The sequence below is a fragment of the Ruegeria sp. AL12 genome (genome assembly GCF_056540885.1).
In genome coordinates this window covers 1-22,708 of sequence record NZ_JBQFXN010000018.1, presented here as the reverse complement: position 1 = coordinate 22,708, position 22,708 = coordinate 1, and the positions used below count along the sequence as shown (strand labels likewise).

The window sequence follows — 22,708 nt, the reverse complement described above, 5'->3', positions numbered from 1 at the left end:
AGTCGTGTTCTTTGCTCCCCAATGCCAGTGCCTACCACTTCCAATACCGCCCATTTGCTTCTCCAGATTTTATCGAAATCATAAGGGAGAAGCTTCTGCAAAGAAATAGATGTTCTTACTATGTTCTGATGTCGGGATATATATAACGCAGTCAATCGTTTTACTTTTCTTGAGCACTCCAAAAATCTTACCGTGTATCACAAGTGGGTGTACTCTCGCTTATGGAGTAAGAGGAGGAAGCTGATGGAAACAAAAGGCCCGGCACTTGCTGCACTATATGCTCAGTGCCCAGTTTTCATTAAGTTAACGCTGGGAGTCTTGGTTTATGTGTTGGTGGTGGACCACGCACAAGCCCAAACCGCACAGGGTTGCGTAGAATTGGGTTCTCCTCGAATTGAGTATTCATCAGGATCTCAGAGCACTCGCGTTAATCAAACAATTTCAACTACGGAACGTACGTGCCTACCGATTCCAAACGGACCCATTACTGGACTTACAATTGGAAACTCCTCAATCACGTCCACTGGTGAAATCGAACTGTATGTTCCTGGCCAAAATACTGTTCCAAGTAATGCTTCAGTATTAACTCTTCTGAACGTTGATGTCGCGGCGGGTAGCGGAGACTTTGTTTCCCGGAGAGCCTTAGCAACAAACATCAACGGGAAGCTCAGGGTGAACCTGATTGGAACTTCGATTGGTTCTGGCAGATCAATGACGTTCGCTCCATTCAACGGCGCGAATATTGACCCCACTGAAGTTTACTTCCAGTCAGACCGACCGTTAACCTACGACAATTTGACTGTTATGGGGGCCACCGAAGTGGTTTTCGGAGCCTACTATATCCAGACCCGGGTTACTGAGGCTTCTGATTTCACACTGACGAGTAGTTCGATTTCTTCAACCAGTGACATGACAATAGCGGCTGGCACGACTGTTCGGCTTGATGCGACAAGCAGTTTAAACACCGTAAACTTTGAGAATTTTGGCACGTTGGCCGGAACGGGAACCGTTAACGCATTCAACTTCAAGGTTAAGAACGGGGGGGTGCTTTCGCCGGGCTTTTCAATTGGTACACTCGACAATAGTGGCGGAATCGCCTTCGAAACCGGGTCAAGGCTCTTAAGTGAAGTCGATCCGACGGCCGGACAGAAGGCTGACTTGGTTTCATCCAGCGGGCCGGTAACAGGGATTAACAGCGCTACCATACAAGTCGAAGCCGCTCGTCCCGGCCTGACTGCGCAGGACTATGTTGCTGGCAACGACTACACGGTTTTTCAAGCTTCGAGTTTTGATGGAAACTCCCCGACTCTTGTCGCTGGGGGATCGCTGCCTGCTCTTTCCAGTCTGAGTATCTCAAACACGCCGACTACAGATGGTCAGATTGATATCGCATTCACCGCTCAACCTGTCTCAAGCTTACCCCAGAACCCCGCAGTTACCAATTCGCCAAATGCCAGCAATCTCGCTGGTGCGGTGGCCAACACCACAATCATGTCACCCGGAACCAGTCTGTCCAACGGCTCAACCTTGGGCAATGCCGTTAACACGCTTACCAATTCAGGGTTGGCTGGGTTTAATCGTGTGCACGCCGAACCCTATTCATCCAACCTGACCGTTGGGCTTGAACAACTAGACCTGATAACCAACACAGTGCTGAGCCACGCTGACTGCCGCAAGTATCAAGCGGTCGGCTTCAGCAATGAAGATCAACCCGTTGCATCAGGTGGCATCGACACGGTCCGCAGCCCTAGTGGCGCAATCGACTGCTCTGATCGGCGCTGGTGGATCGACACGGCATATGTGAGCGGGGACGTTGATGGAAGTAACGGCCTCGGGACATTCGACTATTCGCTCGGCACTATTTTGGTCGGAGCGGATGTCGCAAGTACCGATAGAGGTGTGGTCGGAGTGTACGCAGGCTTTGGGACATCCTCCATGGATGAGCACGATCAAGTCGATCAGGACTTTTCGACCGATAGCTATCACGTGGGCGTCTATGGGCGTACAACAACAGGAACGTGGGAGTTTTCCGGGCTGATCGGTTACATGTTCGGTGAAACTGACGCCAAACGGAATAACCCTTCTGTTGATGGCTTTACGGGAGGCGAGGCAAAATCGGATTTGGACCAAGAGGGAATTCATGCCGGCGTCCAGGCCCGGAAGCTGTTTAACATGGACAACGGTGGAAGGGTTTCTACGGTTTTTGGATTGAACTACGGGCGTATCCAACAAGGTTCAGGCACAGAGACTGGCGGTGGTGATTTCAATTACTCGATTGGAAAAGCGAACGCGGAGTCTCTGGTCGCTTCCATTGGAGTTGACTACCAACGGGACTTCTTGACAGAGAATGGTGTGCTAACCCCAATTGCCTTTGCTCGTTACGAGTATGACTTCTTTGCCAACAAAGACAGTGAGCACGAAATCACAGTTACAAGCCCCATATTCGGAACATTTACACAAGTCGGACAAAACCGAGGAGCAAACGGCTTCGTTCTTGGGCTAGGACTGGGCTATCAATTATCTGAGCTGGCCAGACTAACGGCTGGATATGGCTATTCGGTTCGCTCCAATGGCCAAGAACACGGCCTCGGTGCAAACTTAAGTGTTCGGTTCTGAATTGGCAGTACGGTTGTTTCAAAATTAGGGATCACACACACCGACAATCGTTGTTGGGCCTTCACAAACGAGCCCGTTGGACGTCCGCTTTGTCCAAAAGTAGGCATTCAACGAATTTGGGCGCACGGTTGCTTCGAGCCCGAAGCGGAAGTGCTGTCATACAGTCCTTCGCGGACGCAGCAGACCTTTCATAAAGGCCCGTGGCTGCGCCGCAGAAAGAAAAGCGGACGTTAATTCAAAGCGCAGCGAACTATGGGATACGGACGTCCGAGTTGGCCGGCTAACCGTCATACTGCAAGAGTGTGTTCTGTCACGGCAGGTCTTGAAAAACTACGCCGTGCCGCGCGTATCTATAGCCGAGAATCGCGGCGGCAGTGACCGCCGAGAGTAGGCCGTAAATTAGCAAGACGCTGAAATAAGTTGCGACTTGAATGGCCATTTCAGTGGCCTGTTTGGCTCGAGTGGTGGCTTTTATGTTCGCATACAGGTTCGTAAAGAAAGTCGTCTGATCGCTGACCGGCGTGAAATGAACGATCTTTTGCCACCCGTCACCGCTGCAACGCGCGGAGATCACCTCAGCTCCTTGCTCGAAAGACATGTTGTTGCACCGAAGATAGATGTCCTGCCCGTGAATGGATGAAAGGGCATCCCTGTTGCCGCCCAAGAGAAAGGCTGCGTCCTGACCGAGAAGGCGTTGTGCCATGCGGTCTTCAAATTCAAAGTCGGTGTCGACGCCGAACAAGGGGGTGGTGGAGATGATTCTGCCCTCGGTGCTGATGGGTTCCATGTAGAAGTCCACCGGCGCTTTCTGTTCGAAAAACCAGATGTCTAGGTAGTGTTTGCGGTCGCTTTCGACTCTTTCACGCTCCATGTAGCGCATCTCGCGGCACGACCCATCTGGAGAGCAGATCATGAAAGTAAAACCGGAAGACGGCAGGACTGTGTGGTAGAAAGCGACACCGCACAGAAACAGCGGAAACGCCAGTACAATTGTCAGTCTCTTGAATTGTGCCGTATTCATATTCATACCCCCGCATTTTCTCCTCGTTCCCATGTCTATGTGTCCTGAGTTGGGCAGAAACGTGGATAGCCCGCATCCGCCATTGCCAGCAGATCGTCGGTTGCGGATGTGGTTGCGGCGGCTATTGGTTGTGGTCGGAGTCATTTTATCCGGCTTCTAAAGAGAATCGTTTTTCAATCACTTTCAGTTTGATAGAGCGCCGCCGTAAACGTCGGCTTGGTCCCGCAGAGCGGTCATTCAGACGGAACGCAGCGAACGACTGCTTTGAGCCCAAAGCGGAAGTTCACTCGCCTAAGGTGAAACGAGTGGTTTTGGACGATTTTGCATTAGCCTGATTCCAAGTAGCAGAGACAAACATCCGAACGCCAATCCCATTGCGAGGGCATTGGCAACGAAGATACCACCAAACAGGGATATCGCTGTTTTTCCCGCCTGCTCGATCGACGTGTCTACTACGATCGATAACCAGTCTTGCAGGTATAATGCGAACAGGACCGAGAGCCCTATGGGCGAAATGATAAGCGCTGTACCGAGAGTGGCCAATCCTCGCCCGAAGACGGCTCGCAGTGTTGACCCTTTCAGTACTATTGCGGCTGCGGAAGCAAAAACGACAAGTGCAAAGAGCAGGACAAGCGACATGTCCACAATAGGGGAGAGATCTTTCGTGACAGTGCCTGTAACGGCCGAGGTGAAGGGCAACAGAACGAAGGTCGCAAGCCCTGCGGCAAGGTGCCCGGTGAACAATTTTGGCAACTTGCCTGACGAGCGTTTGTCGCTCCGGTTTTTTTGCTTAGGTGGAGTGGGCAGAGCCGGATCGATCTGATCCCACTGCACGGACATTGATTTTGGACGAGAGAGCATCACAGCCCCTTTGAATTGTTAAATTTGAGACGACCCAGAAAGCCGCGTGTTATTGGGAATCTGGTAAGCTGGAACGGGGTTTCTTTCGACGCTTGGACAAATGTTTGCGCGAGCTGGACATGCCGACGCGCGAGCATTGGTATCCTTGCCATTTCAGATGATGAACAACCTGATCAAGTAAGCGACAGCGGCAAGGCACAAGACGCTGCCGAACCAGATCGTGCCGAACCAGAAAACTTGCTTTAGCAGTTTCAATGGTAGCTCTCCTCTGGATCGATCTTCCCGCGGAAAACCCAGTACGTGTAGGCGGTGTAAGCCAGTACTACAGGCAGTAGAATAACGGCTCCGACCAGTGCGAAAGCCAAACTGCTGTCCGGTGCTGCTGCTTCAGCAATCGTGAGGCTTGGGGGTAGCATATAGGGGTAGAAACTGATCCCGATGCCAATGAAGCACACGACGAACAACGCAATGGCGCAGAAGAAAGGCTGATAGTCGCGCTGTGTCTTCAGGCCGCGATGAAGCATCCAAGCAAGGAGAGCAACAACAGCCGGCACACACACAGAGAAAACGACACCGGGCCACGAAAACCATCTGATCAGATAAATCGGATCTTGGAACGGGGTCAAAAGACTGACGAGGCCAATCAACCCAAGCATCATGAGCATCAGTGGACGTGCATAGGAACGCATCTGGTGCTGTATCTCACCCTTGGTTTTCATGTTGAGCCAGGTTGCTCCCAGCAATGCGTACCCGATCACCAAGGCCACACCCGTCATGACAGAGAACGGCGTCAACCAATCCCAACGTCCACCTGCGTACAGCCGATCTTCGACCGGGATGCCCTGGACCAGCACGCCAAGCGCGATGCCTTGGCAGAGGGCGGCTACGGTTGACCCACCGTGAAACGCAACATCCCATAGCCAGCGTCCGCGTTCCGTTCGCCACCGGTATTCGAAGGCGACGCCGCGGAAAACAAGCGCAAGAAGCATGACGATAACGGGCATATAGATCGCGGGCATCACCACGGAATAAGCAAGCGGGAAAACGGCAAACAAACCTCCGCCTCCCATGACCAGCCAGGTCTCGTTCCCGTCCCATACTGGAGTGACCGAGTTCATCATGACATCGCGATCTTTGTCGGTTTTTGCGAATGGAAAGAGGATCCCAATTCCTAGATCGAACCCGTCCAGGATCACATAGGTCAGAACGGCAAAAGCAATTATGCCCGCCCAAATTGTCGAGAGTTCAAGCATTACGCTGCCTCCGCCAAAATAGAGATTTCAAGGGGTTTGTGACGTTGCTGGAAACCTTCGACAGGTGGTTTCCCCATGAGGCGTAGCATGTAGAACGTGCCCGCTCCGAACACAGTGAAATACACTACGATGAAGGCTACCAAAGACGCTGCGACAGCTGGCGCATCCACCTGTGAGAGTGAGTCCGATGTCCGCATCAGCCCATACACCGTGTACGGCTGGCGCCCCACTTCGGTGGTGATCCAACCTGCCAGTACCGCCACAAACCCGCTGGGCGCCAACAAGACGGATGTGCGGTGCAACCAGCGATCTTCGTTGAGGCGGCCTCTAACTCGCTGAACAAGCGACCACATACCGACACCCAACATGGCAAAGCCAATAGCGAGCATGATGCGGAAGCTGTAAAAGACGATCGCGACCGGGGGTTCTTCGTCGTCAGGAATAGTGTCCAGCCCGTCAAGCGGCGCGTTCAGGTCATGTTTCAGGATCAACGACGAGAGTTTCGGAACTGCGATGGCATAGTCCACGCGTTTTTCATCCTCGTTTGGAATGCCAAACAGGATCAGCGGTGCACCTTCGGGATGGCTGTCAAAGTGACCTTCCATCGCCATCACTTTCTGCGGCTGATGCTCCAGTGTGTTCAAACCATGAATGTCGCCGGCAACGATCTGCAGAGGGGTGACCAAAACGGCCATCCACATTGCCATCGAGAACATTCGGGTGACCTCAACCGTGCGATTGCGGCGTAGCAAGTGCCAGGCCGCAACCCCGGCCACCACGAAAGCAGTAGTGAGGTAAGCGGCAAGAACCATGTGGATCAGGCGGTAGGGGAAGGACGGATTGAAGACGATCGCCCACCAGTTGACGGGAATGATTTGCCCCAGCTCGTTGATGTCGAACCCAGCCGGGGTTTGCATCCAAGAATTGACCGACAAAATCCACGTAGCCGATATCAGAGTGCCAAGAGCGACCATCGCCGTGGCCATCATGTGCAAGCCGGGACCGACGCGTTCGCGACCAAAGAGCATGATGCCGAGGAACCCTGCCTCAAGAAAGAATGCGGTCATGACCTCGTAGGCCATCAAGGGACCAATCACAGGGCCCGCGGTGTCCGAGAATACGCTCCAGTTCGTGCCGAACTGGTAAGACATCACGATGCCGGACACGACGCCCATGGCAAAGCCTACGGCGAAGATCTTTTTCCAGTAGTTGAACAGGTTGAGGTAAACCTTGTCCTTGCGCCACAACCAGAGGCCATTGAGGACGGCCAAGAAGCTCGCCAAGCCGATGGAAAAGGCCGGGAAGATGATGTGAAACGACACAGTAAAGGCAAACTGGATGCGTGCCAGGGTCTCTGCGTCAAAGTTTGCGAATAAGTTCATTGCCGTTTCCTTTGGCATTGGGTTGCAAAGTGCGGCAGTGAACAGAAGTACCTCGGCTGCCAGCTCGTCGATGTCATTCAGATGAGCCGGATTTAGGTTGGTGCCGGTTCCAGTTCGTTTGGGTTCTGGACGGTTGTTTTTGGGTTTTGGACAAAACCCAGTTCCCATTGGCTGGGACTGAGGCTGAAAGTTGAAACCGCGCCTTCAGGAAACAATTGCGTTCGAGGGCTCAAAACAAAGTTGCCACCCGGCTCGTTTGTGAGCTGGATGGCAACCTATCAGAAACTGTGCGAGTTCTGCGCGGGATGGTCAGTCAAACTGCGTCTGGATGCTAATAGCGCATGCTGACCGGTCAGGTTTGTTCGGCTGTGTTTCTCCTTTTCTGTTTCGTTGGCGGTCGAGCTTTAGTCGTTCCAGTCTTTGTGTTCTTCCTTGAAGTCGTCGCGGCGCTCTTGGGCTTCGTCCTGCGCGTCTTCGAAGTTGTCCTTCTGGATCGCACCACCCACGGCGCCAACTGCGGCACCAGCGGCCGCGCCACCTACGATGCTTTCGCCAGCGATTCCAGCGATAGTGGCGCCGACAACCGCGCCTTTGATCGCTTTGTCGGTGACGTAGTCAGCATGAGCCGTAGCAGCCATGGTGATCAGAAGGGCGCCTGAGATCGGTGCGACAAAGAATTTTTTCGAGGTCTTCATAGGGTTCATCCTTGTTATGGGTCAGCAACCACCGCGGCTGCTGTGTGCCATTGAACTAGGTGACCCGATGGTCCGCTTTCTTTTGGAGACGGGACAAGGTTTTGTGGATCTTGGACAACTTTCGCCCCCTGACGCCAGTCCCTCTAGCGGCCAGCTTTACGGAATCTGGCAGGTGTTTCACCAGTCCAGCGCTTGAACGCCACCGAAAAGGCGGCCTGATCCGCAAATCCAAGCATGAAGGCAACCCGGGCAACACCCTCTCCACTACGCAGCATCCGCTTGGACAAGTCACACAAAACTCCTTCTAAGAGTGCTTTGAAGCTTGTTCCCTCGGCCGACAGGTGCCGGGTCATAGTGCGCCGCGTCAGTCCAAGCTCTCCAGCTATATCGTCGCCGTTCGGTATCGGTCCGGGAAGACGCTCCCCGAGCATGCCCACAATACGGTCGGACAGGCTTCGTACTGCGTCAGGCTGAGCCTTCAGTTGCTCTTCTCCGTGCCTTCGTAAATGCCCCAACAAGGTGGGATCTGCCGTTGGTATCCGAAAACTCATGCCGTTTGGGGGCAGAGCCAAGGCATATCCGGACTTGAAGCCTACCACTTCGCATCCCGCCAATTCGGCTAGCAGCCGGCAGTGTTCGGTATCGTCCGTTTCCAACTCGATAGAGATCGGGGCAAGACCGCCAGAGGTGATTTGTTGCACTCGCTTGTAAAGACCGAAAATCAGCATTTCGCGATGACGAGGATATTGATGCGCCGGGATAACACTGCTCTCCAGAGTTATCTTTGGCTCGTCGGGCGCCCCGACCACGTCAAGACGCAAGTCAGGGTCTTGCATTGCATAAAAGCGCTGCGTCAATACCAGCGCGTCTTCCACCGTTTCGGCTGCCCGCACGATGTAGGCCAAAAGTGTTCCGGGACCTTGCGCCGAAAGCCCGACCCGAGCGGCGAAGGTCTTGTCTTCCAAAATACGACAGGCGGTTTCCACAGCGCCTGCTTCATGTAGTAGCTCGACAGTGGCGTCGGGGCTGTCGACGATATCAGAGGGTGCCCCCGCCATTTCCAGGACTTCAGGAAACGGAACCTGCGCGCCGGGTTCTTGCGAATAACGCAGCCCTACATTTTGCAGTCTATAAGCGCTGATGCGTGGCACCTTTGCGTCCTCCCCTGACTTGCACGCAACCCCCTGCAGTCACTGCAATTGTCCAGAAGCCAATAACAAATGTCCAGAACCCTCAGGATCGCGGATGCGATGACGGTTAGGTCCGGGTCATCAGAAAGGAAACGACCATGATCTACTTCGCAAGATACTACCGCGTACTGAAGGCAATCCAAAACTCCGCCAAACAAGAGTGGTCCGGGGGAAACATCCAAGGTCTGCATACTTCGGGGCTTGGTGAAAAAACACCGAACGGGCGTCGCTGGGACCCTCCCTACACCCTGCCGGAACAACCCTCAGAAACCGCACAACAACCCTCCGAGAATTGACGTTCTCCAAACACTGAAAATCTGCATGCGCAGCGTGGCTGCACAACAAAAGGACCTGAAACATGAAACCACCCGCGTTCCTGATGGCGCCCATAGTTGGCGTCATTTCTACTCCGGCCTTTGCCGCTGGCGGCGATCCCAGATGGTGGGTCGCGCCCAATCAAACCGACACGTATGCATGGGTCGGCTTGGTCGTTCTGGCCCTTGCAATCCTGCTGGTCGTACATCTGTATGCGCGCTTTGAACGCTATACCGAGCACAAATCAATCGGCACTCCGCTGCGTACCACTATCCCGACGATGCTTACAGTAGCTTTGGCGTATGAGCTGATGCCTGCACTCAGCCATTTCAGCAACCTGCTACCAGGCGCGCTAATCCTGACCGCAATCGCTCGCGACTTCATGTTGTGGTGGCGTCCATCGAAAGAGGAGATGGTAAAATGATTGAGCTTCTCGTCACATCTTTTCCGTTCGTCCTGCGCGTGATCTATCTGAAATGGCGCGGGCTACCGGTCACCTTGTACAACGTTCACCGAGCGCTCTTCATGTGGTTCGTCCTGGCACTGATTGTGTTCTTTGCCGTGTTCTACTACTACCCAAAATCCTACACAGGTATTGTGCCATTCAGAACTGTTCCAGTCGTTGCCGAGAACGGTGGAACAGTAACAGATATCTACGTAAAGGGCGGTGATCGTGTAGAACCAGGCGATCCGCTGTTTGCAGTCGAGAATGCGTCGGAACAAGCTGCAGTAGATTTTGCAACCCGTAAAGTTGAGGAGATAGAAAGCGCGAAACTGGCAGCTGAATTGCAGGTCCAAACTGCTCAGGCCGTGGTGGATGCCGCAGTTACCGCTAGAGAACAGGCTGAGCTGGTGCTGATGGATCACGAGGCACTTCAAGCAAAGGGCTCTGCAGCATTTCAAGTGAGCCAGCTGGAGCGCGCCCAAGCTACCTTGAGTACTCGGGAAGCAGAGGTTGAGGCTGCGGAAACGCAACTTGGTGTGGCACAAGTTCAGGCAACGGCTGTTCTGCCCGCCCAACTTGCATCGGCGCGTGCATCGTTGCGGCAGGCTAAGGTGGAGCTCTCAAAGACCCTGACGCTTAGCTCTGTCGATGGTGTAGTTGAACAAGTCACCCTGAATGTCGGATCGCGCGCAGCGCAAGCCGCAATGAGCCCCGCAATGCTGATTGTACCGGATCGGAAAGATGCAGAGAAAGGGCGTATCGTCGCTGGTTTCTCGCAGGTTTCTCGCACTGAATTGTACGAAGGTATGGCCGCAGAGGTGGCGTGCGAAAGCAACTTCAACATCTCTATGCGCAATACCGTTCTTCCTGCAAGGATCGTTCGTATTCAGGAGCAGATTTCTTCTGGTCAGCTTGCGCCCAGCGGTCGCCTGATTGAGCCCAGTGAAAAGGCGAAACGGGGTCAGATCGTTGTGCATCTGGATCTGGTGCACCCAGAGCACCGCGAACTTTTGGTGCCAGGTAGTGGTTGCATCGTCCAATCCTACACCACCAATCTTGAAGGTGACATGGAAGGAACACTTATTGCCCACGGGATCCAAGCTATGGGTATCATCAAGGCGGTTGGTCTGCGGGTCAAAGCTTGGTTCGGTCTGACTTCGGGTATCGGCTTGATCGGTGGTGGACACGCCTGATTTTCCAAAGACCCTCCTATTCAGAAAACACGGCTCCCGATGAAAGTTGGGGGCCGTGTTTACTACTTTCGGACAGATCGCATGCCAAAAAATGCGCTTTCTTTCACGGCTTTCTGTTATGCGGCGAGCGGTTGGAAGGGCCGCTCAGGCAGTCTTTTACAAGGGAATGGCGACTAAATGCGGTGGCCCTGAATGTCAGCATTGTCCGTAACACAGAAATCGCCACGCTTGGATTTGAAGCTCCGGATTGGGATCAAGCCGGACATTGCAGACTTACGAGAGCGGCTCAAACGAAATCTCCCTTCTCCAAACGACGAACGTCCTGGGGTGTCGTCAGGCAAACCTGCCGTTCGCAGTATTCCAGCGGAATCTCTGTGCGGAACCCGGAATTGCTTTAAGGTAGCGTACACATCGTTGCTTCCTCACTTTGAGGCCAAGCTATCCATAGCAAGATTGAAAGAAAACTGAATGAAACGTCTTTTTCCATCTCTGCCGGAGGACGCGACACTTGGAAGTGTCTATCAAGCCTTTCCAGACAAACTTTCTCCGCTTTGTGCATACGAAAGCCTTGTGATGAGGGGTGAAAGCGACCTCTCGGTTGCGGAACGTGAATTAATTGCAGCCTATGTTTCGGGCTTGAATGCTTGTGCGTATTGCCATGGGGCGCACATCGTTTTCGCCAAAGCCTATGGCATCGCGGTCGAGACAATCGAGGCGCTGATGGCACACCGCAATACGGCACCGGTTGAGGATCATCTCAAACCGTTGCTGGCGTACATTGAAAAGCTCACTGTCTCGCCATCACGAATGACAGAAGCCGACGCAAATGCGGTCTACGCGGCAGGCTGGTCAGAGAGCGCGCTGTTCGATGCTATCCAGGTCTGTGGTGTCTTTAATCTCGTGAACCGCTTCATAGAAGGAACAGGTGTTCAAAGCCCTGGCACCGATCCAAGAGATGCGGACGAGGCCACTCTAAGCCGATGCCGTAGTGACAGCTTCTATACCGATTTTGGACGCGAGAACGGCCTCGACATCCGTTGAATTGATGTTGTTTGAACTTTCAAACGACGACAAAAAGCTGGTCCGATAAAACGGCAGATGCGTCCTTCGCTCTCGGGGTTAAATCATTCGTCGATACCAGTCGGCACCTTCAGTTATTTTGGTAGATCCATGTTCAAGCCTCAATGATCCGTCTGCTTTTCGTAGATAGCCCATTTTCTGATAAGGTTTGGAGACTTGTGGTCTTTGTAAGGGGAGCGAGTTGCTTAAATTTGACGCTGAAACAACGAGATTACTTGAAATCGCCTATCTGCGGAGTGTCGTTAATGCACGCCATCGATGATCTCGGATGGCCTGAAGCGTACATTGAGCTTCTGCCGCTGATAACTGACCGCTGGTTGGTAAAGGATGAGATTTATTTTCACCGGCAGCTAAGTGCCGGTAAGTCCGGAGCTCTAGTTTATATTGTCGACATTACATGCGACACGTTCAGCGGCCAGGCCATTCTTAAGTTCGACGCCCTGCCCGATCCGGAATGGAATGAAAAGGCCGAAAACCAAAGGCATCTGGAAGCGTTTGAAGCGGTTCCCGCGTTTGGATCAAAGCACCTGGCGCGCGTCGTCCACTCTTTGGAACACGAGGGTAAGATTGCGATCCTTTCCACCGTTGTGGCGCAAGGACTTGAATACTCACTTCCCTGGAACGATTGCGGCTATGAGCCGGCCTTGAACGTTCTAGAGCGGCTGTCGAGAAGCCTGCTTGATGACTGGAATATCGATTACAAGATGGCGCCTGGCTTGCACTCGCCTCAGGATCTGCTTGCTGGATGGCTCGGCTACAGGTTGGATCCTGAGCCAGGCCGGCTACATCACTTTCTTTTGGATGTTTGCGGACATGACCCGCACGAGCGTTGTCTTATGTTTGAAGGGCATTGGTACCCAAACCCGCTGGCCTTTGCCTGTGAAAAGAACCTGCCGGGCCGGTTGAGCGTAAGAGCGGCAAAGGGACGGGTGCATGGGGACCTCCATGGCTACAATGTACTGGTTCGATCGCACCAGTCCCGCGATCCTGATTATTTTCTGATCGATTTGGCCTTGTACGAAGACAAGCAATTCTTGTTTTACGATCATGCGTATTTCGAGATGGCGTACCTTCTGGCGCGGCGCGGAAACTGCATACCTGCCCAATGGGATGCCATCCTAGATGACTTAGGCCTCTTTCATTCGAAACACCACACATTGGGGCTTTGGCAGGATGACGTCGGCCTCGTCGAGTTCGTCAGAACTCTTCGGCGAGGCGCTATGAGTTGGGTCGAGCGCCACGAAAGCCATCGGCTAAGCTTTATGGAAAGCCAATACTTGCTGGCCCGTGTCGCCGTGGGCCTGAATTTTGCACACAAGAACCTCAACGTCGGCGCACGCAGCCACGCATTCTTGTATGCAGCTCACAATCTCAAAGACTACATGACACTCAACAATGTTGAATGGCCCAGACACGGTCCAGTGTTCCGTTTTCCAGCGACACGGGGAGCTATGTCTGATTCTCAATCTAAGGCCGAAACGCTTGCACCAATAACCGAGCCTCCACCCGAAAAAGACCGTCTGTTTGATCAGATGATCACTCAGCTTCCAGCGCCGCAAAAACCAGTAATCGCAGTGCTACCTTTCGACTGCCTTAGTGGGCAAAGCGACACCAACGGGTTTGTGGCTGGCATCAACCATGAACTTGTAACCGAACTTGCCAAAGTGGATTGGCTGTCAGTCGTCTCACCAACCTCCACCCAGCTCCTCAAGGATGCTTCTTTGGTTGGAGAAGAGATCGCACAACGTCTCGGGGCCCACTATTTGGTAGAGGGTTCCGTGCGTTATGACGATCAGCGCGTTCGCGTGACTGCCCATCTGGTAGATACATCAACCGGGCATGATCTTTGGGCTGATCGCCTGGATCACAAGACAGAAGATGTCTTTTCCTTGCAGGAGGAGATCGCGTCAGCCGTTGTCGGGCACATAGATTGGGAGTTACGATTCGACTTGCGCGAACAAGCCCGGTTGAAACGTGGTGAGGTCAACGTTTGGGACAGGGTTCAAAAAGCGCTATGGCATCTCTTCAAATTCACAGATGAAGATACACAGAAGGCAAAGGATATTCTAACCAGAACTATCGACATCGCGCCAGACTATGCACTTGCGCACGCGGTGGTTGCGAACGCCGAGCTTCGGAAACTGTTCTTCGTCCAGGTCGATGATCGGGAAGAGGCGAAGGAACGCGCTCTATATCACGCAGAGCGGGCCGTGGCATTGGATGAACAAAGTAGTTTTGCGCACGCAAGTCTTGCCCGTGCCTACACTCAGTTCAACAAACACGATACCGCGATTGCAGAGGCTCAGCTCGCGGTCAGTCTAAATCCAAGCGCGGCAAACGCTCATTTGGTTCTTGGGTATGCGCATCTCGCAAACGGGCAGGCAAAGCTCGCGTTATCGCATTTCGAGACCGCTACCCGGTTTGGGCCATCGGGTCCTTATTTCAAGGTGAAATTGTTGGCTAAAGCCTTTTGCCTTTATGTTCTCGACAGTTTTGGCCACGCCGAAAGCTGTGCGAGAACAGCATTGGAGGGAAAATCGGTTGATCCGTTCGGTCGCTATGTACTGGCGGCAATACTGATTCGGCAGAAAGCCATAGGCGCCGCGAGACGAATGATTCGTCAGAGCCAAGAAAAACGCCCCGATATGACCTGTTCCCGCGTCCGTCTGGCATTCGAAAACCTGCAACAACGCGATATTGACAGGTTCGTTGAAGATCTTCGGGAAGCTGGGTTGCCGGATTGAGCTTGGCCCTTTTCGGTCTGCCGGGTGCCGCAAAAGCACTTCTTTCGAATCGTTCAGCCAGATAAGACGCCAGGCCCCGTGCCTCTGGCAACGCATGTACCAATGAGGCGGATGGTCCGCAGCCGTTGGCCGATGGTGCAAACGGGTTGCGATCAAAACGCCACTGACAATCAACGCACCACCAACGCCTTGATAGGTCTGAATGTCCATGCCCTTTGCAACCACGGCTTCGACCGCAACGAATATCGGCACGAGATAGGCAAATATAGAAGCTGTCGAAGCACCGACTTCGTTTGCACCAAAATTTATCAGGTGGAGGTAGATAGCACTCATGCCAACATCAATGAACAGGATCGATCCCTAAACCTGCCAAGAGTAGTCCAATGGCTGAGATGTACCAGTTTCATTTATCACAATGAACGGCAGCAGGACGACAATGCCAACAACGAAAATCACGAATAAATCTTCATCTGGCTTAGGGTGCATGCGCCATTTCTTCAGAAGAACCAAATACAACCCGCGGCAGGCTTTGGAGACTATCAGCAAAAGAAAGGCGAGCGCGGACGCATCGGCCGCGGACCAAAACCAGCCACCCGGTCATGAGCCCCATGAGACTGACAGCGATCAACACGGTCTGGATCAGCCGGAAGACCATGGCCGAAAGCGCCAGGCCCGGCGCCATGGCGCGAAAGATCCGGTAGAGCAGAATGGCCAGAGCGGCACCGCTGATGCACCATCACGAGATCGGCGGCGATGGCCAGCCGGAACCGCCCCGGCGCGGCTAGGATCGCCTCGCCCGTGGCCCCGGCATCGCCGAGATCGATCAGGGGCGCGCGCAGGCCGAGTTCGGCACCAAGGCCCTTCATGATGATCGCGAGGTAAAACAGCCCGGCGAGCCGTATCTCGCACGCAAGATCGGGGGTGAGGTTAAGCTTGGGCATTGGGACCGTCCTTTATTGAAACCTGGTCAGACATTTCTTGCAAGCACCGGCCTGTGCCGCGCGAATGTAGCACGGGCGCTGGTCCGGTTCGCGCGCTGCCCCGCCCAGACGGAGGCAAGGACGATGACCGCGCCCAAGCCCTGCAGGGGTGAGAGCGACTGCCCAAGCACCACCCAGCCCAGGAAAACCGCAGTAACGGGGCTCATCATGCCCAACATGGCGACGGCACCGGGCTCGATCCGGGCGACACCCCGGAACCAGAGCGCATAGGTGGCTGCCGCGCCGATGAGGCCAAGCCAGACCAGCCCGGCCAGGTTCGTTGCCGTCAGCGGTGGCAAGGGCGGTTCGATGATCAGTGCGAACGGCAACAGGACAAGCCCCCCGGCGGTCAGCTGCCACGCAGTGAAGCTCAGCGCCGAGACGGGCGGCTGCCACTTGCGACTGAGCACGGTACCCGCCGCCATGGAGGCGGCACCGCCCAGACCCGCGGCGACACCGATGGGATCGAGTACGGCCTCGGGTCCGATCAACAGCAGTGCGACGCCCAGTATGCCGGTTGCCGCCGCGGCGACCGCGCCAGCCCGGATCGGTGTGTCGAGCCAGCCGCGCGCCATGAGAATGACCATCATCGCCTGCAGCGATCCGAGCGTCGCCGCGACCCCGCCCGGCAGCCGATAGGCGGCCACGAACAGAAGCACCCAGAACAGGGCGAAGTTGAAGCTGCCGAGCAGGAAAGCGCGGCCAAGCCATGCGCGTGGCGGCAGGCAGCGCGTGAGGGCAAGCAGGAGCAGGCCGGCGGGCAGCGCGCGTAGCGCGGCAAGGGTCACGGGATAGCCCACCGGCAGCGCCTCGGTGGTGACAATATAGGTGCTGCCCCAGATCGCCGGGGCGAGCGCCGTGAGAAGAATGTCGCTGGTGCGTGACATGGATTCGTATCTCCTTGTTCGGGACTCACCAGAGCAGGTGACGGGGCAGCCGGGGTGGTCTGGAGCAGGCATCAAGGCCGATATCGCGCCGCATGTGCGGCGAGAGATCCTGAGCCAATTCGCACAACCTGCGGCGGTGGGTCCGGCCGCGCGAAAGACGGGCGAAAGAGGTCATAAGGGTCTCCTTTCAGGCGACAAGGCGGAGGGCGGCGCGGAGCTGTGCGGCAAGGTCTTCCCGCGGTCCGTTGACGAGGCGCGCGCCTGTTTCGCGCACGATGAGCGTGGGAATGAAGTGGACCTGAAGAGCGCGGGCCAGTTGCCTATCGGCTTCGACAACCCGGGCCGTGTGTGGATCGTCGAACGCATCGCCAAAGACAGTCGCCTCGAACCCGAGATCTCGTGCCACTGCCAGCCCGGTTTCGGGGTCGGCAATATTGCGGGCTTCGCCCAGATGCGCTCGTTGCAGGCAGTCGAACATGTCCCAATGTGCGGCTTGCCCGCCAATGCGTTCGGCGGCCTTGCAGCCGAGGGCGGCGATCATACCGTGGGGATAGTCGAAGGGCGCTGCCCGCATGGCGTCGATATCGACAAGCTCCGGCCGGTCGCCGACCTGGCGGCAGGCGTCCCAGTGGCCAAGGATAGTCTCGCGGGCGTCTTCGGGTGCGCCCCAGCGTGCGGCCATCTCGGCGCGGCTGGCCTGCAGGACGAAGGTCCGGTGCCGGATATCGAAATCGAACTCCTCCGCAAGCCCGCGCATCCGCGACGAGATGTTGAAGCACCAGCAGCAGACGACGTCGTAAAAGAAATCTATTGTAAGGGACGGCATCACGCGGCCTCCTCTTGCCAATCCGCCCCGGCAAGGCGCACGGCGATCCGGGCGACATGCGCGCCCTGGAAGCGCGCCCCGGCAAGATCGGTCCCGGATGGTGTGCGCGACCCGTCGGCTCCGGCGATGGTGCCCGCGCCATAGGGCGCGCCGCCTACGATTTCCTCGCCCGCCTTCTGACCAGCAAAGGTATAGGGCATGCCCGCGATCAGCATTCCGAAATGCTGCAACGGGATCTGGGTCGAGAGCAGCGTCGCCTCGTGCCCGCCATGCTGCGAGCCGGTGGAGGCGAAGACGGCCGCGACCTTGCCGACCAGCGCGTTCCGCGCCCAGAGGCCGCCCGCTTGGTCGAGAAAAGACTTCATCTGCCCGGCCATCATCCCGAACAGCGTCGGGGTGCCGAAGATGATGGCGTCGTAGCTTTCCAGGTCGGCGGGAGACGCAACCGGGGTCTCGTCGGCCGCGAACCCGGCCTTCTGCCGGATCTTCTCGGGGATGGTTTCGGGCACGCGCCGCAGATCGACATGGGTGCCGGGCACCGAGCGCGCGCCTTCGGCCTCGGCCTCGGCAAGCGCGCGGACATGGCCATAGCTGGAATAGTAGAGAACAAGAACGCGGGTCATGGGATCCTCTCAGTGTTTCGGGTTTCGTCACCTAAGAAGATCGGCAATGAGGCGGCCCGGAATAACCGGACCGCTCTCAATTCACTCTTTACGTGGATTGAAGAATGTCAGGGGCGCAGCGCGGCGCGCAAGTGATCGAGAAACGCCGTCACTTTCGCATCCATGCCGAGGCGCGAGGCCGTCAATGCGTAGATTTCAGGCGCTGGCAGTTCCCAATCGGGCAGTACGCGGACCAGCTCGCCGCGCGCGACCGCATCCTTTGACACGAAATCCGGCAAGGTGCCGATGCCCTGGCCGGCAATCAGCAGGTCGCGCAAGACAAGGCTGTTGCCGACGCGGATGGGCGGATCAAGGTCCACGGTCACCGTTTCGGATGGACCGTGAAGGGTCCAGGCGATGAGGTGATCGGCCAGCAAAAAGCCGATGACACGGTGATCGGCAACGTCCAGCGGCGTTTCTGGAGCACCGACGCTGTCCAAGTAGGACGGCGCGGCAAAGACCTGTTGCCGCATCGTCCCCAGCTTGCGGGCCACAAGCGCGGAATCCGGCATCGCCGCCCGGATCCGGATCGACACATCGAAACCTCCCTCCACCATGTCGATCACCCGGTCATCCATCGAAAGCGTTAGGCGCAGATCGGGATAGGCGTCGAAAAACCCCGGCAGGATCGGCGCAATGACGGTCTGACCGAAGGAACTGGAGGCGTTCACCTTGAGATGGCCGCGTATCACCCCGGCGCCGTCACGGATGCGCGTCTCGACCTGGGACACGGCATCAAGGATACCTGATGCTTCCTCGTAGAAGAGTTGGCCAGCATCGGTGAGTGACATTGAACGCGTTGTGCGGGTGAGCAATACCGTGCCAAGGCTCTCCTCCAAAAGCTTTATCTCGCGGCTTAGAAGAGCGGGAGAAACCCCGAGATCCTCCGCTGCACGCGCAAAGCTGCCTCGCTCGACAATGCGGCGGAAGGCGTTCATGACAGAGAGCTTGTCCATTGTTGCTTTCGACCAGTCCAACTGAAACGCTGCCTTGTGCGTGCGATCAAGTCGAGGAATACCATGAATGCGGATCTCGTGCGAACAGGCCGCAAGACTGCTCGGCTGTCAATTCGCCTCCCTCTTAAAGGATACCATATCTGCAAAACCCGCCAATCCCATGATCCGCATTCGAACCATGAACAAAGACCACAGGCTCACCTTCGGCGTATTGTGCGTAGGATAGCCTGACTGCATTTATCGCAACTCTGTGTTCCATTACTCTGGCGAAGTATTCTTGTAGCATTTGTTTTGAGAGATAGAGCGCCAGACCCGAAGGCACTAGGAGCAATAATTCAGCTGTGTTCAGCCAAGAAAGCCAAGGCATCCCTCTCAAAACGTGGCCATTCCGGGTCGTTGTCAGGGATGGTATGGTTCGAGCTTTCGTAGGCGATGAATTTCGCGTTGGGCAACCCCTTTGCAAACAATCGTCCTTGTTCGACCGGTTGCATCCTGTCGCCGGTCCCATGGCAAACAAGGCATGGGACCTCGACCTTGGACAATATCGGTGAGATATCGATGTTATCAATCACGCTGCGATACCGCCCCATGTTTTCGGGTGAAATCATTTTGCGCATATCTTCGGCATATTGCCGCCGTTCTTCTTGGCTCGCGCCCGGCACGATGATTTGCGCCATTAAATCACGCAGAGACGGATAATCATCGTCCCACCCAGCAGTCATCATTTGCTTAATTGCGTTGGCGCGTTCCACATCTTTTTGCGACGTTCTTTTTGCCCGACCAATTGGGAACCCACCAATCATTACGATTGCCGACACGCGGTCAGGTCGGCGAGCTGCGAAGGCGGCTGCCACTGCTGACCCCTGCGATATCGCAAGGATCGGGGCGCGCTTGATATCCGCTGCGTCGAAAACGGTTTCCAAGTCATCAACGAACCGTTCGAACGTGCATGTTTCGGCGTCCCAGTCGGATAGACCGTTGAGCCTGGCATCAAAACGGACCAAACGATGCCGTTGAGCGATGGACGTATAAATTGGAGCTTTCCCCGGATTGCGCCAGTCAAGTTCCAAGTGTCCAATCCAACTTGGCGCCTTTACAACCGGAGGACCGTCCCCAACTGAGCTCCAGGCCAGACTAATGTTGTCGTCAGTTCTGCAATAACGAATTTCCTGTTTTTTCGCGAAGTTAGCGCGCGATTTGGACACATGTTCATCGGTGAAGTTGATCGACAAAACTTCGATCGGCTGTTCAATGCCTTTGAACGTGTGAAGCCCTTCTCGGCGCAAACGTTTGGCATAATCCGCTCCGGCAAGATCACAAAGTACCTTTGAAGCCAGAATGCCCCCGGGTTCAGCTGCCGATTGGAGCCGCGCAGCGATGTTTACGCCGTCTCCGAAGATATCGTCGCCATCGACGGTGACGTCGCCGACATGCAAACCCGCTCTAAGCTGGATACGTTCCGGAACCAGATAGGGATGGTCTGGCTCTCTTAACTCGGTTTGAATCGCAATTGCCGCTTCTAGAGCGTTTCCTGCTGACGGAAATTCAATCAATGCTCCGTCGCCCAACAGTTTGACCACCCGGCCAGATTTTTGTTCAACGATCGGCGTTACCAAATCGCGGTACAAGGTGTTCAGTGTTTTGAGAAGTAGCTTGGAGCCGCCCTGCATCATCCGACTGAAGCCGACGACATCGAGAGACACGATTGCAGCAAGGCGGCGTTGACTCATGTTTACTTCCCGCAAGTTGGCTCGAAAACACTACCACGTTCATAGATTGTTAGAACCGGCAACTTGCCTAATACCTGTAAACGTGCCGTGGAATGATCGGTAACTAAGATCTCGAATTGACCAAAGACCGTGGAAGCGATCATTCAAAAAGTATGCCTATCCGTTTTCTCAGGGAACGGCGGGTTTGTCCGTAGAGTGGACACTCGCGGCATTGTGTCGAATTTCCAAATCGAGCCCGAAGCGGGCGTTCTCGTAAAGCAGAATGACCTGCAGTTCAACGCCCTAAAAACTCTATACCTTACGTCACCCTCTTCATCGGGTTTACCGGATGGTTTTACACGCGCGCGTGAGTTAGCCTTCAACAACATCTTCGTCATCTTGAGGGTTAAGATTTGATCGCCAAACGCGCATTTTTATCCGGTCTCGCATCGACCACTGCGCTGGCGCTGGTCCCGGCGCGAGTTCGTGCTCAAGCCCCAGATGCCACACTCTTCACGAACGTGCGTGTTTATGACGGGATGTCCGATGAATTGACCGAACTCACGAACGTCCTTGTCGAAGGGGAAATGATCAAAGATGTCTCACCCGCTGCTGATGCCGCGCAAGAGGTGCCGCGCATCGATGGGGATGGGCGGACCCTGATGCCGGGGCTCCTCGACATGCATGTACACCTGCAGTGGAACCAGGACCCAGCTGGTTTCCTGACAGCACGTCCAGATTACATTGCTGCATTGGCATTGAGCGAAAGTGAAGCCACCCTGATGCGTGGCTTTACCAGTGTCCGCGATACTGGTGGTGGCATTCTCGGTTTGGCTCGCGCCATAGACGAGGGCCTCCACCCCGGCCCGCGTATTCAGGCGTCAAACGCTGCGATCTCAATGACCGCCGGTCATGGCGACCTTCGACCGCGTTCTGTGCGTCCGAGAGCTTTCGGCGGGCCGCCGTTCACGGAAGCCGAGCGACTTGGGATCACACTTTTTGCAGACGGAGTTCCTGAAGTTCTGGCGGCTGCACGCGAGCAATTTCGGCAGGGTGCGCACTTCATCAAGGTCTTTTCAGGTGGCGCAGTGACCGGCCTCTACGACCCATTGGATATCAACGAGTATTCGCCGGCAGAACTCGAAGCGGCAGTAGACGAGGCCAAACGTTGGAACACTTACGCGACCTCTCACGCATACATGGACACATCAGTTCGGGCTGCCATTGAGGCAGGTTATCAATGCATCGAACATTGCAACCTCATGACGCCTGAGTCGATGGAGTTGGCCGTGGAAAAAGGGGTTTGGCTTTCAACCCAGGTTGGCTTTTTCGCGGCAGACATTCCGGCAGGGTTCACGCCCGCCCAAGCAGAGCGCCAACAGATGGCGTTTGATGGTCTCGACGCTATGCTTCGACTAGCGCGAGAGTTTGGCGCCAAGATTGCACTCGGAACAGACTTCGTCGGATCGAGGCAAACGAAAGCAACGCAATTGGATGAATTGCAGCTCAGGACGCCATGGTTCAGAAACGCCGAGATTCTGCGGCAGGCGACAGGTTTGAATGGTCAGCTTTGGGCTCTGACCGGCCCGCGAAATCCCTATCAGGCTGGTCCAGTCGGTGTCATCCAACCCGGAGCCTACGCCGATATTCTGCTCGTGGACGGAGACCCGATTGCGGACCTTACGGTCATGGCTTCTGCGGACAATTTCGATGTGATTATGAAGAACGGCAAAGTTCATAAGAACAATCTGGCTTGAGCCACTTGCTAGCTGCATACAGCGATTGCGACTAATGACTGATAAGTCCCGCTACTCGGACCATGGTCCTGTTCAAACCAAAGTCCGGTTCCCCACATAAGCAGTCAGAGGGACGTCAAAGCAGACGTTGCCCCCG

At 55.3% G+C, this 22,708-nt stretch carries 20 protein-coding genes and 2 pseudogenes; 7 read left to right on the top strand and 15 right to left on the bottom strand.

The annotated features are described in order from the left end of the window. Positions 1–243: 243 nt before the first annotated feature. Positions 244–2,616, top strand: coding sequence for an autotransporter family protein (locus ACR0C6_RS20565; protein ID WP_480620942.1), 2,373 nt, complete (start codon positions 244–246; stop codon positions 2,614–2,616). 310 nt (positions 2,617–2,926) lie between these two features. On the opposite strand, the gene ACR0C6_RS20560 is transcribed toward ACR0C6_RS20565, so the two are convergent. The 7 genes from ACR0C6_RS20560 to ACR0C6_RS20530 form a co-directional block, all read right to left on the bottom strand. Next, a complete protein-coding gene (locus ACR0C6_RS20560; protein ID WP_480620940.1) occupies positions 2,927–3,637 on the bottom strand; it encodes a hypothetical protein in 711 nt (236 codons plus the stop codon). A gap of 291 nt (positions 3,638–3,928) precedes the next feature. After that, complete coding sequence (locus ACR0C6_RS20555; RefSeq protein ID WP_480620939.1) at positions 3,929–4,498, bottom strand: hypothetical protein; 570 nt, start codon at positions 4,496–4,498, stop codon at positions 3,929–3,931. Positions 4,499–4,651: 153 nt separating this feature from the next. After that, positions 4,652–4,753 carry a DUF2474 family protein gene (locus ACR0C6_RS20550; RefSeq protein WP_480620937.1) on the bottom strand — a complete coding sequence of 34 codons (102 nt, stop codon included), beginning with the start codon at positions 4,751–4,753 and terminating at the stop codon, positions 4,652–4,654. Next, entirely contained in the window at positions 4,750–5,751 is a 1,002-nt protein-coding gene (gene cydB, locus ACR0C6_RS20545) for a cytochrome d ubiquinol oxidase subunit II (protein ID WP_480620935.1), read from the bottom strand. Before cydB ends, ACR0C6_RS20550 begins: the two co-directional genes overlap by 4 nt. Next, positions 5,751–7,133: a cytochrome ubiquinol oxidase subunit I gene (locus ACR0C6_RS20540; protein WP_480620933.1), complete on the bottom strand. Its 1,383-nt coding sequence runs from the start codon at positions 7,131–7,133 to the stop codon at positions 5,751–5,753. The genes cydB and ACR0C6_RS20540 overlap by 1 nt, the downstream gene beginning before the upstream one ends. Positions 7,134–7,537: 404 nt before the next feature. Next, positions 7,538–7,828 (bottom strand): hypothetical protein, encoded by a 291-nt coding sequence (locus tag ACR0C6_RS20535; RefSeq protein ID WP_480620931.1) that lies wholly within the window; start codon positions 7,826–7,828, stop codon positions 7,538–7,540. Between the two features lie 143 nt (positions 7,829–7,971). Next, positions 7,972–8,979: a helix-turn-helix domain-containing protein gene (locus ACR0C6_RS20530; RefSeq protein ID WP_480620929.1), complete on the bottom strand. Its 1,008-nt coding sequence runs from the start codon at positions 8,977–8,979 to the stop codon at positions 7,972–7,974. Positions 8,980–9,116: 137 nt separating this feature from the next. Between ACR0C6_RS20530 and ACR0C6_RS20525 the strand changes: the two genes are divergently transcribed. The 5 genes from ACR0C6_RS20525 (at position 9,117) to ACR0C6_RS20505 (ending at position 14,795) form a co-directional block, all read left to right on the top strand. Continuing rightward, positions 9,117–9,314 (top strand): hypothetical protein, encoded by a 198-nt coding sequence (locus ACR0C6_RS20525; RefSeq protein WP_480620927.1) that lies wholly within the window; start codon positions 9,117–9,119, stop codon positions 9,312–9,314. 62 nt (positions 9,315–9,376) lie between these two features. Then, a complete protein-coding gene (locus ACR0C6_RS20520) occupies positions 9,377–9,757 on the top strand; it encodes a hypothetical protein (protein WP_171672825.1) in 381 nt (126 codons plus the stop codon). Beyond that, on the top strand, positions 9,754–10,971 hold the full coding sequence (locus ACR0C6_RS20515) for an HlyD family secretion protein (RefSeq protein WP_480620925.1): 1,218 nt from the start codon (positions 9,754–9,756) through the stop codon (positions 10,969–10,971). Before ACR0C6_RS20520 ends, ACR0C6_RS20515 begins: the two co-directional genes overlap by 4 nt. 468 nt (positions 10,972–11,439) lie before the next feature. Then, positions 11,440–12,012 carry a carboxymuconolactone decarboxylase family protein gene (locus tag ACR0C6_RS20510; protein WP_480620924.1) on the top strand — a complete coding sequence of 191 codons (573 nt, stop codon included), beginning with the start codon at positions 11,440–11,442 and terminating at the stop codon, positions 12,010–12,012. A 284-nt stretch (positions 12,013–12,296) separates the two neighbouring features. Continuing rightward, positions 12,297–14,795, top strand: coding sequence for a hypothetical protein (locus ACR0C6_RS20505; protein WP_254444002.1), 2,499 nt, complete (start codon positions 12,297–12,299; stop codon positions 14,793–14,795). Positions 14,796–14,999: 204 nt separating this feature from the next. Here the strand turns inward: ACR0C6_RS20505 and ACR0C6_RS20500 are convergent. The 8 genes and pseudogenes from ACR0C6_RS20500 to ACR0C6_RS20465 form a co-directional block, all read right to left on the bottom strand. Continuing rightward, a pseudogene (locus ACR0C6_RS20500) lies at positions 15,000–15,128 on the bottom strand (hypothetical protein); the annotation flags it as partial. 142 nt (positions 15,129–15,270) lie between these two features. Beyond that, positions 15,271–15,477, bottom strand: coding sequence for a hypothetical protein (locus tag ACR0C6_RS20495; protein ID WP_254444000.1), 207 nt, complete (start codon positions 15,475–15,477; stop codon positions 15,271–15,273). Positions 15,478–15,586: 109 nt separating this feature from the next. Further along, positions 15,587–15,661: pseudogene (locus ACR0C6_RS20490) on the bottom strand (hypothetical protein); the annotation flags it as partial. Positions 15,662–15,762: 101 nt separating this feature from the next. Beyond that, positions 15,763–16,662, bottom strand: a complete 900-nt coding sequence (locus ACR0C6_RS20485) for an EamA family transporter (protein WP_171230197.1) — start codon at positions 16,660–16,662, stop codon at positions 15,763–15,765. Between the two features lie 187 nt (positions 16,663–16,849). Then, positions 16,850–17,488, bottom strand: coding sequence for a DsbA family oxidoreductase (locus tag ACR0C6_RS20480; RefSeq protein WP_480620921.1), 639 nt, complete (start codon positions 17,486–17,488; stop codon positions 16,850–16,852). After that, a complete protein-coding gene (gene wrbA / locus ACR0C6_RS20475) occupies positions 17,488–18,111 on the bottom strand; it encodes an NAD(P)H:quinone oxidoreductase (RefSeq protein ID WP_171230195.1) in 624 nt (207 codons plus the stop codon). The genes ACR0C6_RS20480 and wrbA overlap by 1 nt, the downstream gene beginning before the upstream one ends. 107 nt (positions 18,112–18,218) lie before the next feature. Next, positions 18,219–19,106: a LysR family transcriptional regulator gene (locus ACR0C6_RS20470; protein ID WP_171230194.1), complete on the bottom strand. Its 888-nt coding sequence runs from the start codon at positions 19,104–19,106 to the stop codon at positions 18,219–18,221. 335 nt (positions 19,107–19,441) lie between these two features. Beyond that, on the bottom strand, positions 19,442–20,836 hold the full coding sequence (locus tag ACR0C6_RS20465; RefSeq protein WP_480620919.1) for an alpha/beta fold hydrolase: 1,395 nt from the start codon (positions 20,834–20,836) through the stop codon (positions 19,442–19,444). Positions 20,837–21,228: 392 nt separating this feature from the next. Between ACR0C6_RS20465 and ACR0C6_RS20460 the strand changes: the two genes are divergently transcribed. Continuing rightward, positions 21,229–22,572, top strand: coding sequence for a metal-dependent hydrolase family protein (locus tag ACR0C6_RS20460; protein ID WP_480620917.1), 1,344 nt, complete (start codon positions 21,229–21,231; stop codon positions 22,570–22,572). Positions 22,573–22,708: the final 136 nt, after the last annotated feature.

Bases quoted from the DNA above. Each gene is read 5' to 3' on its own strand.
- ACR0C6_RS20565 (WP_480620942.1), top strand. From the start codon at position 244: ATGGAAACAAAAGGCCCGGCACTTGCTGCACTATATGCTCAGTGCCCA.
- ACR0C6_RS20510 (WP_480620924.1), top strand. From the start codon at position 11,440: ATGAAACGTCTTTTTCCATCTCTGCCGGAGGACGCGACACTTGGAAGT.
- ACR0C6_RS20555 (WP_480620939.1), bottom strand. From the start codon at position 4,498: ATGCTCTCTCGTCCAAAATCAATGTCCGTGCAGTGGGATCAGATCGAT.
- ACR0C6_RS20560 (WP_480620940.1), bottom strand. From the start codon at position 3,637: ATGAATACGGCACAATTCAAGAGACTGACAATTGTACTGGCGTTTCCG.
- ACR0C6_RS20480 (WP_480620921.1), bottom strand. From the start codon at position 17,488: ATGCCGTCCCTTACAATAGATTTCTTTTACGACGTCGTCTGCTGCTGG.
- ACR0C6_RS20515 (WP_480620925.1), top strand. From the start codon at position 9,754: ATGATTGAGCTTCTCGTCACATCTTTTCCGTTCGTCCTGCGCGTGATC.
- wrbA (WP_171230195.1), bottom strand. From the start codon at position 18,111: ATGACCCGCGTTCTTGTTCTCTACTATTCCAGCTATGGCCATGTCCGC.
- ACR0C6_RS20540 (WP_480620933.1), bottom strand. From the start codon at position 7,133: ATGAACTTATTCGCAAACTTTGACGCAGAGACCCTGGCACGCATCCAG.
- ACR0C6_RS20520 (WP_171672825.1), top strand. From the start codon at position 9,377: ATGAAACCACCCGCGTTCCTGATGGCGCCCATAGTTGGCGTCATTTCT.
- ACR0C6_RS20525 (WP_480620927.1), top strand. From the start codon at position 9,117: ATGATCTACTTCGCAAGATACTACCGCGTACTGAAGGCAATCCAAAAC.
- ACR0C6_RS20470 (WP_171230194.1), bottom strand. From the start codon at position 19,106: ATGGACAAGCTCTCTGTCATGAACGCCTTCCGCCGCATTGTCGAGCGA.
- ACR0C6_RS20535 (WP_480620931.1), bottom strand. From the start codon at position 7,828: ATGAAGACCTCGAAAAAATTCTTTGTCGCACCGATCTCAGGCGCCCTT.
- ACR0C6_RS20505 (WP_254444002.1), top strand. From the start codon at position 12,297: ATGCACGCCATCGATGATCTCGGATGGCCTGAAGCGTACATTGAGCTT.
- ACR0C6_RS20485 (WP_171230197.1), bottom strand. From the start codon at position 16,662: ATGTCACGCACCAGCGACATTCTTCTCACGGCGCTCGCCCCGGCGATC.
- cydB (WP_480620935.1), bottom strand. From the start codon at position 5,751: ATGCTTGAACTCTCGACAATTTGGGCGGGCATAATTGCTTTTGCCGTT.
- ACR0C6_RS20465 (WP_480620919.1), bottom strand. From the start codon at position 20,836: ATGAGTCAACGCCGCCTTGCTGCAATCGTGTCTCTCGATGTCGTCGGC.
- ACR0C6_RS20495 (WP_254444000.1), bottom strand. From the start codon at position 15,477: ATGGCGCCGGGCCTGGCGCTTTCGGCCATGGTCTTCCGGCTGATCCAG.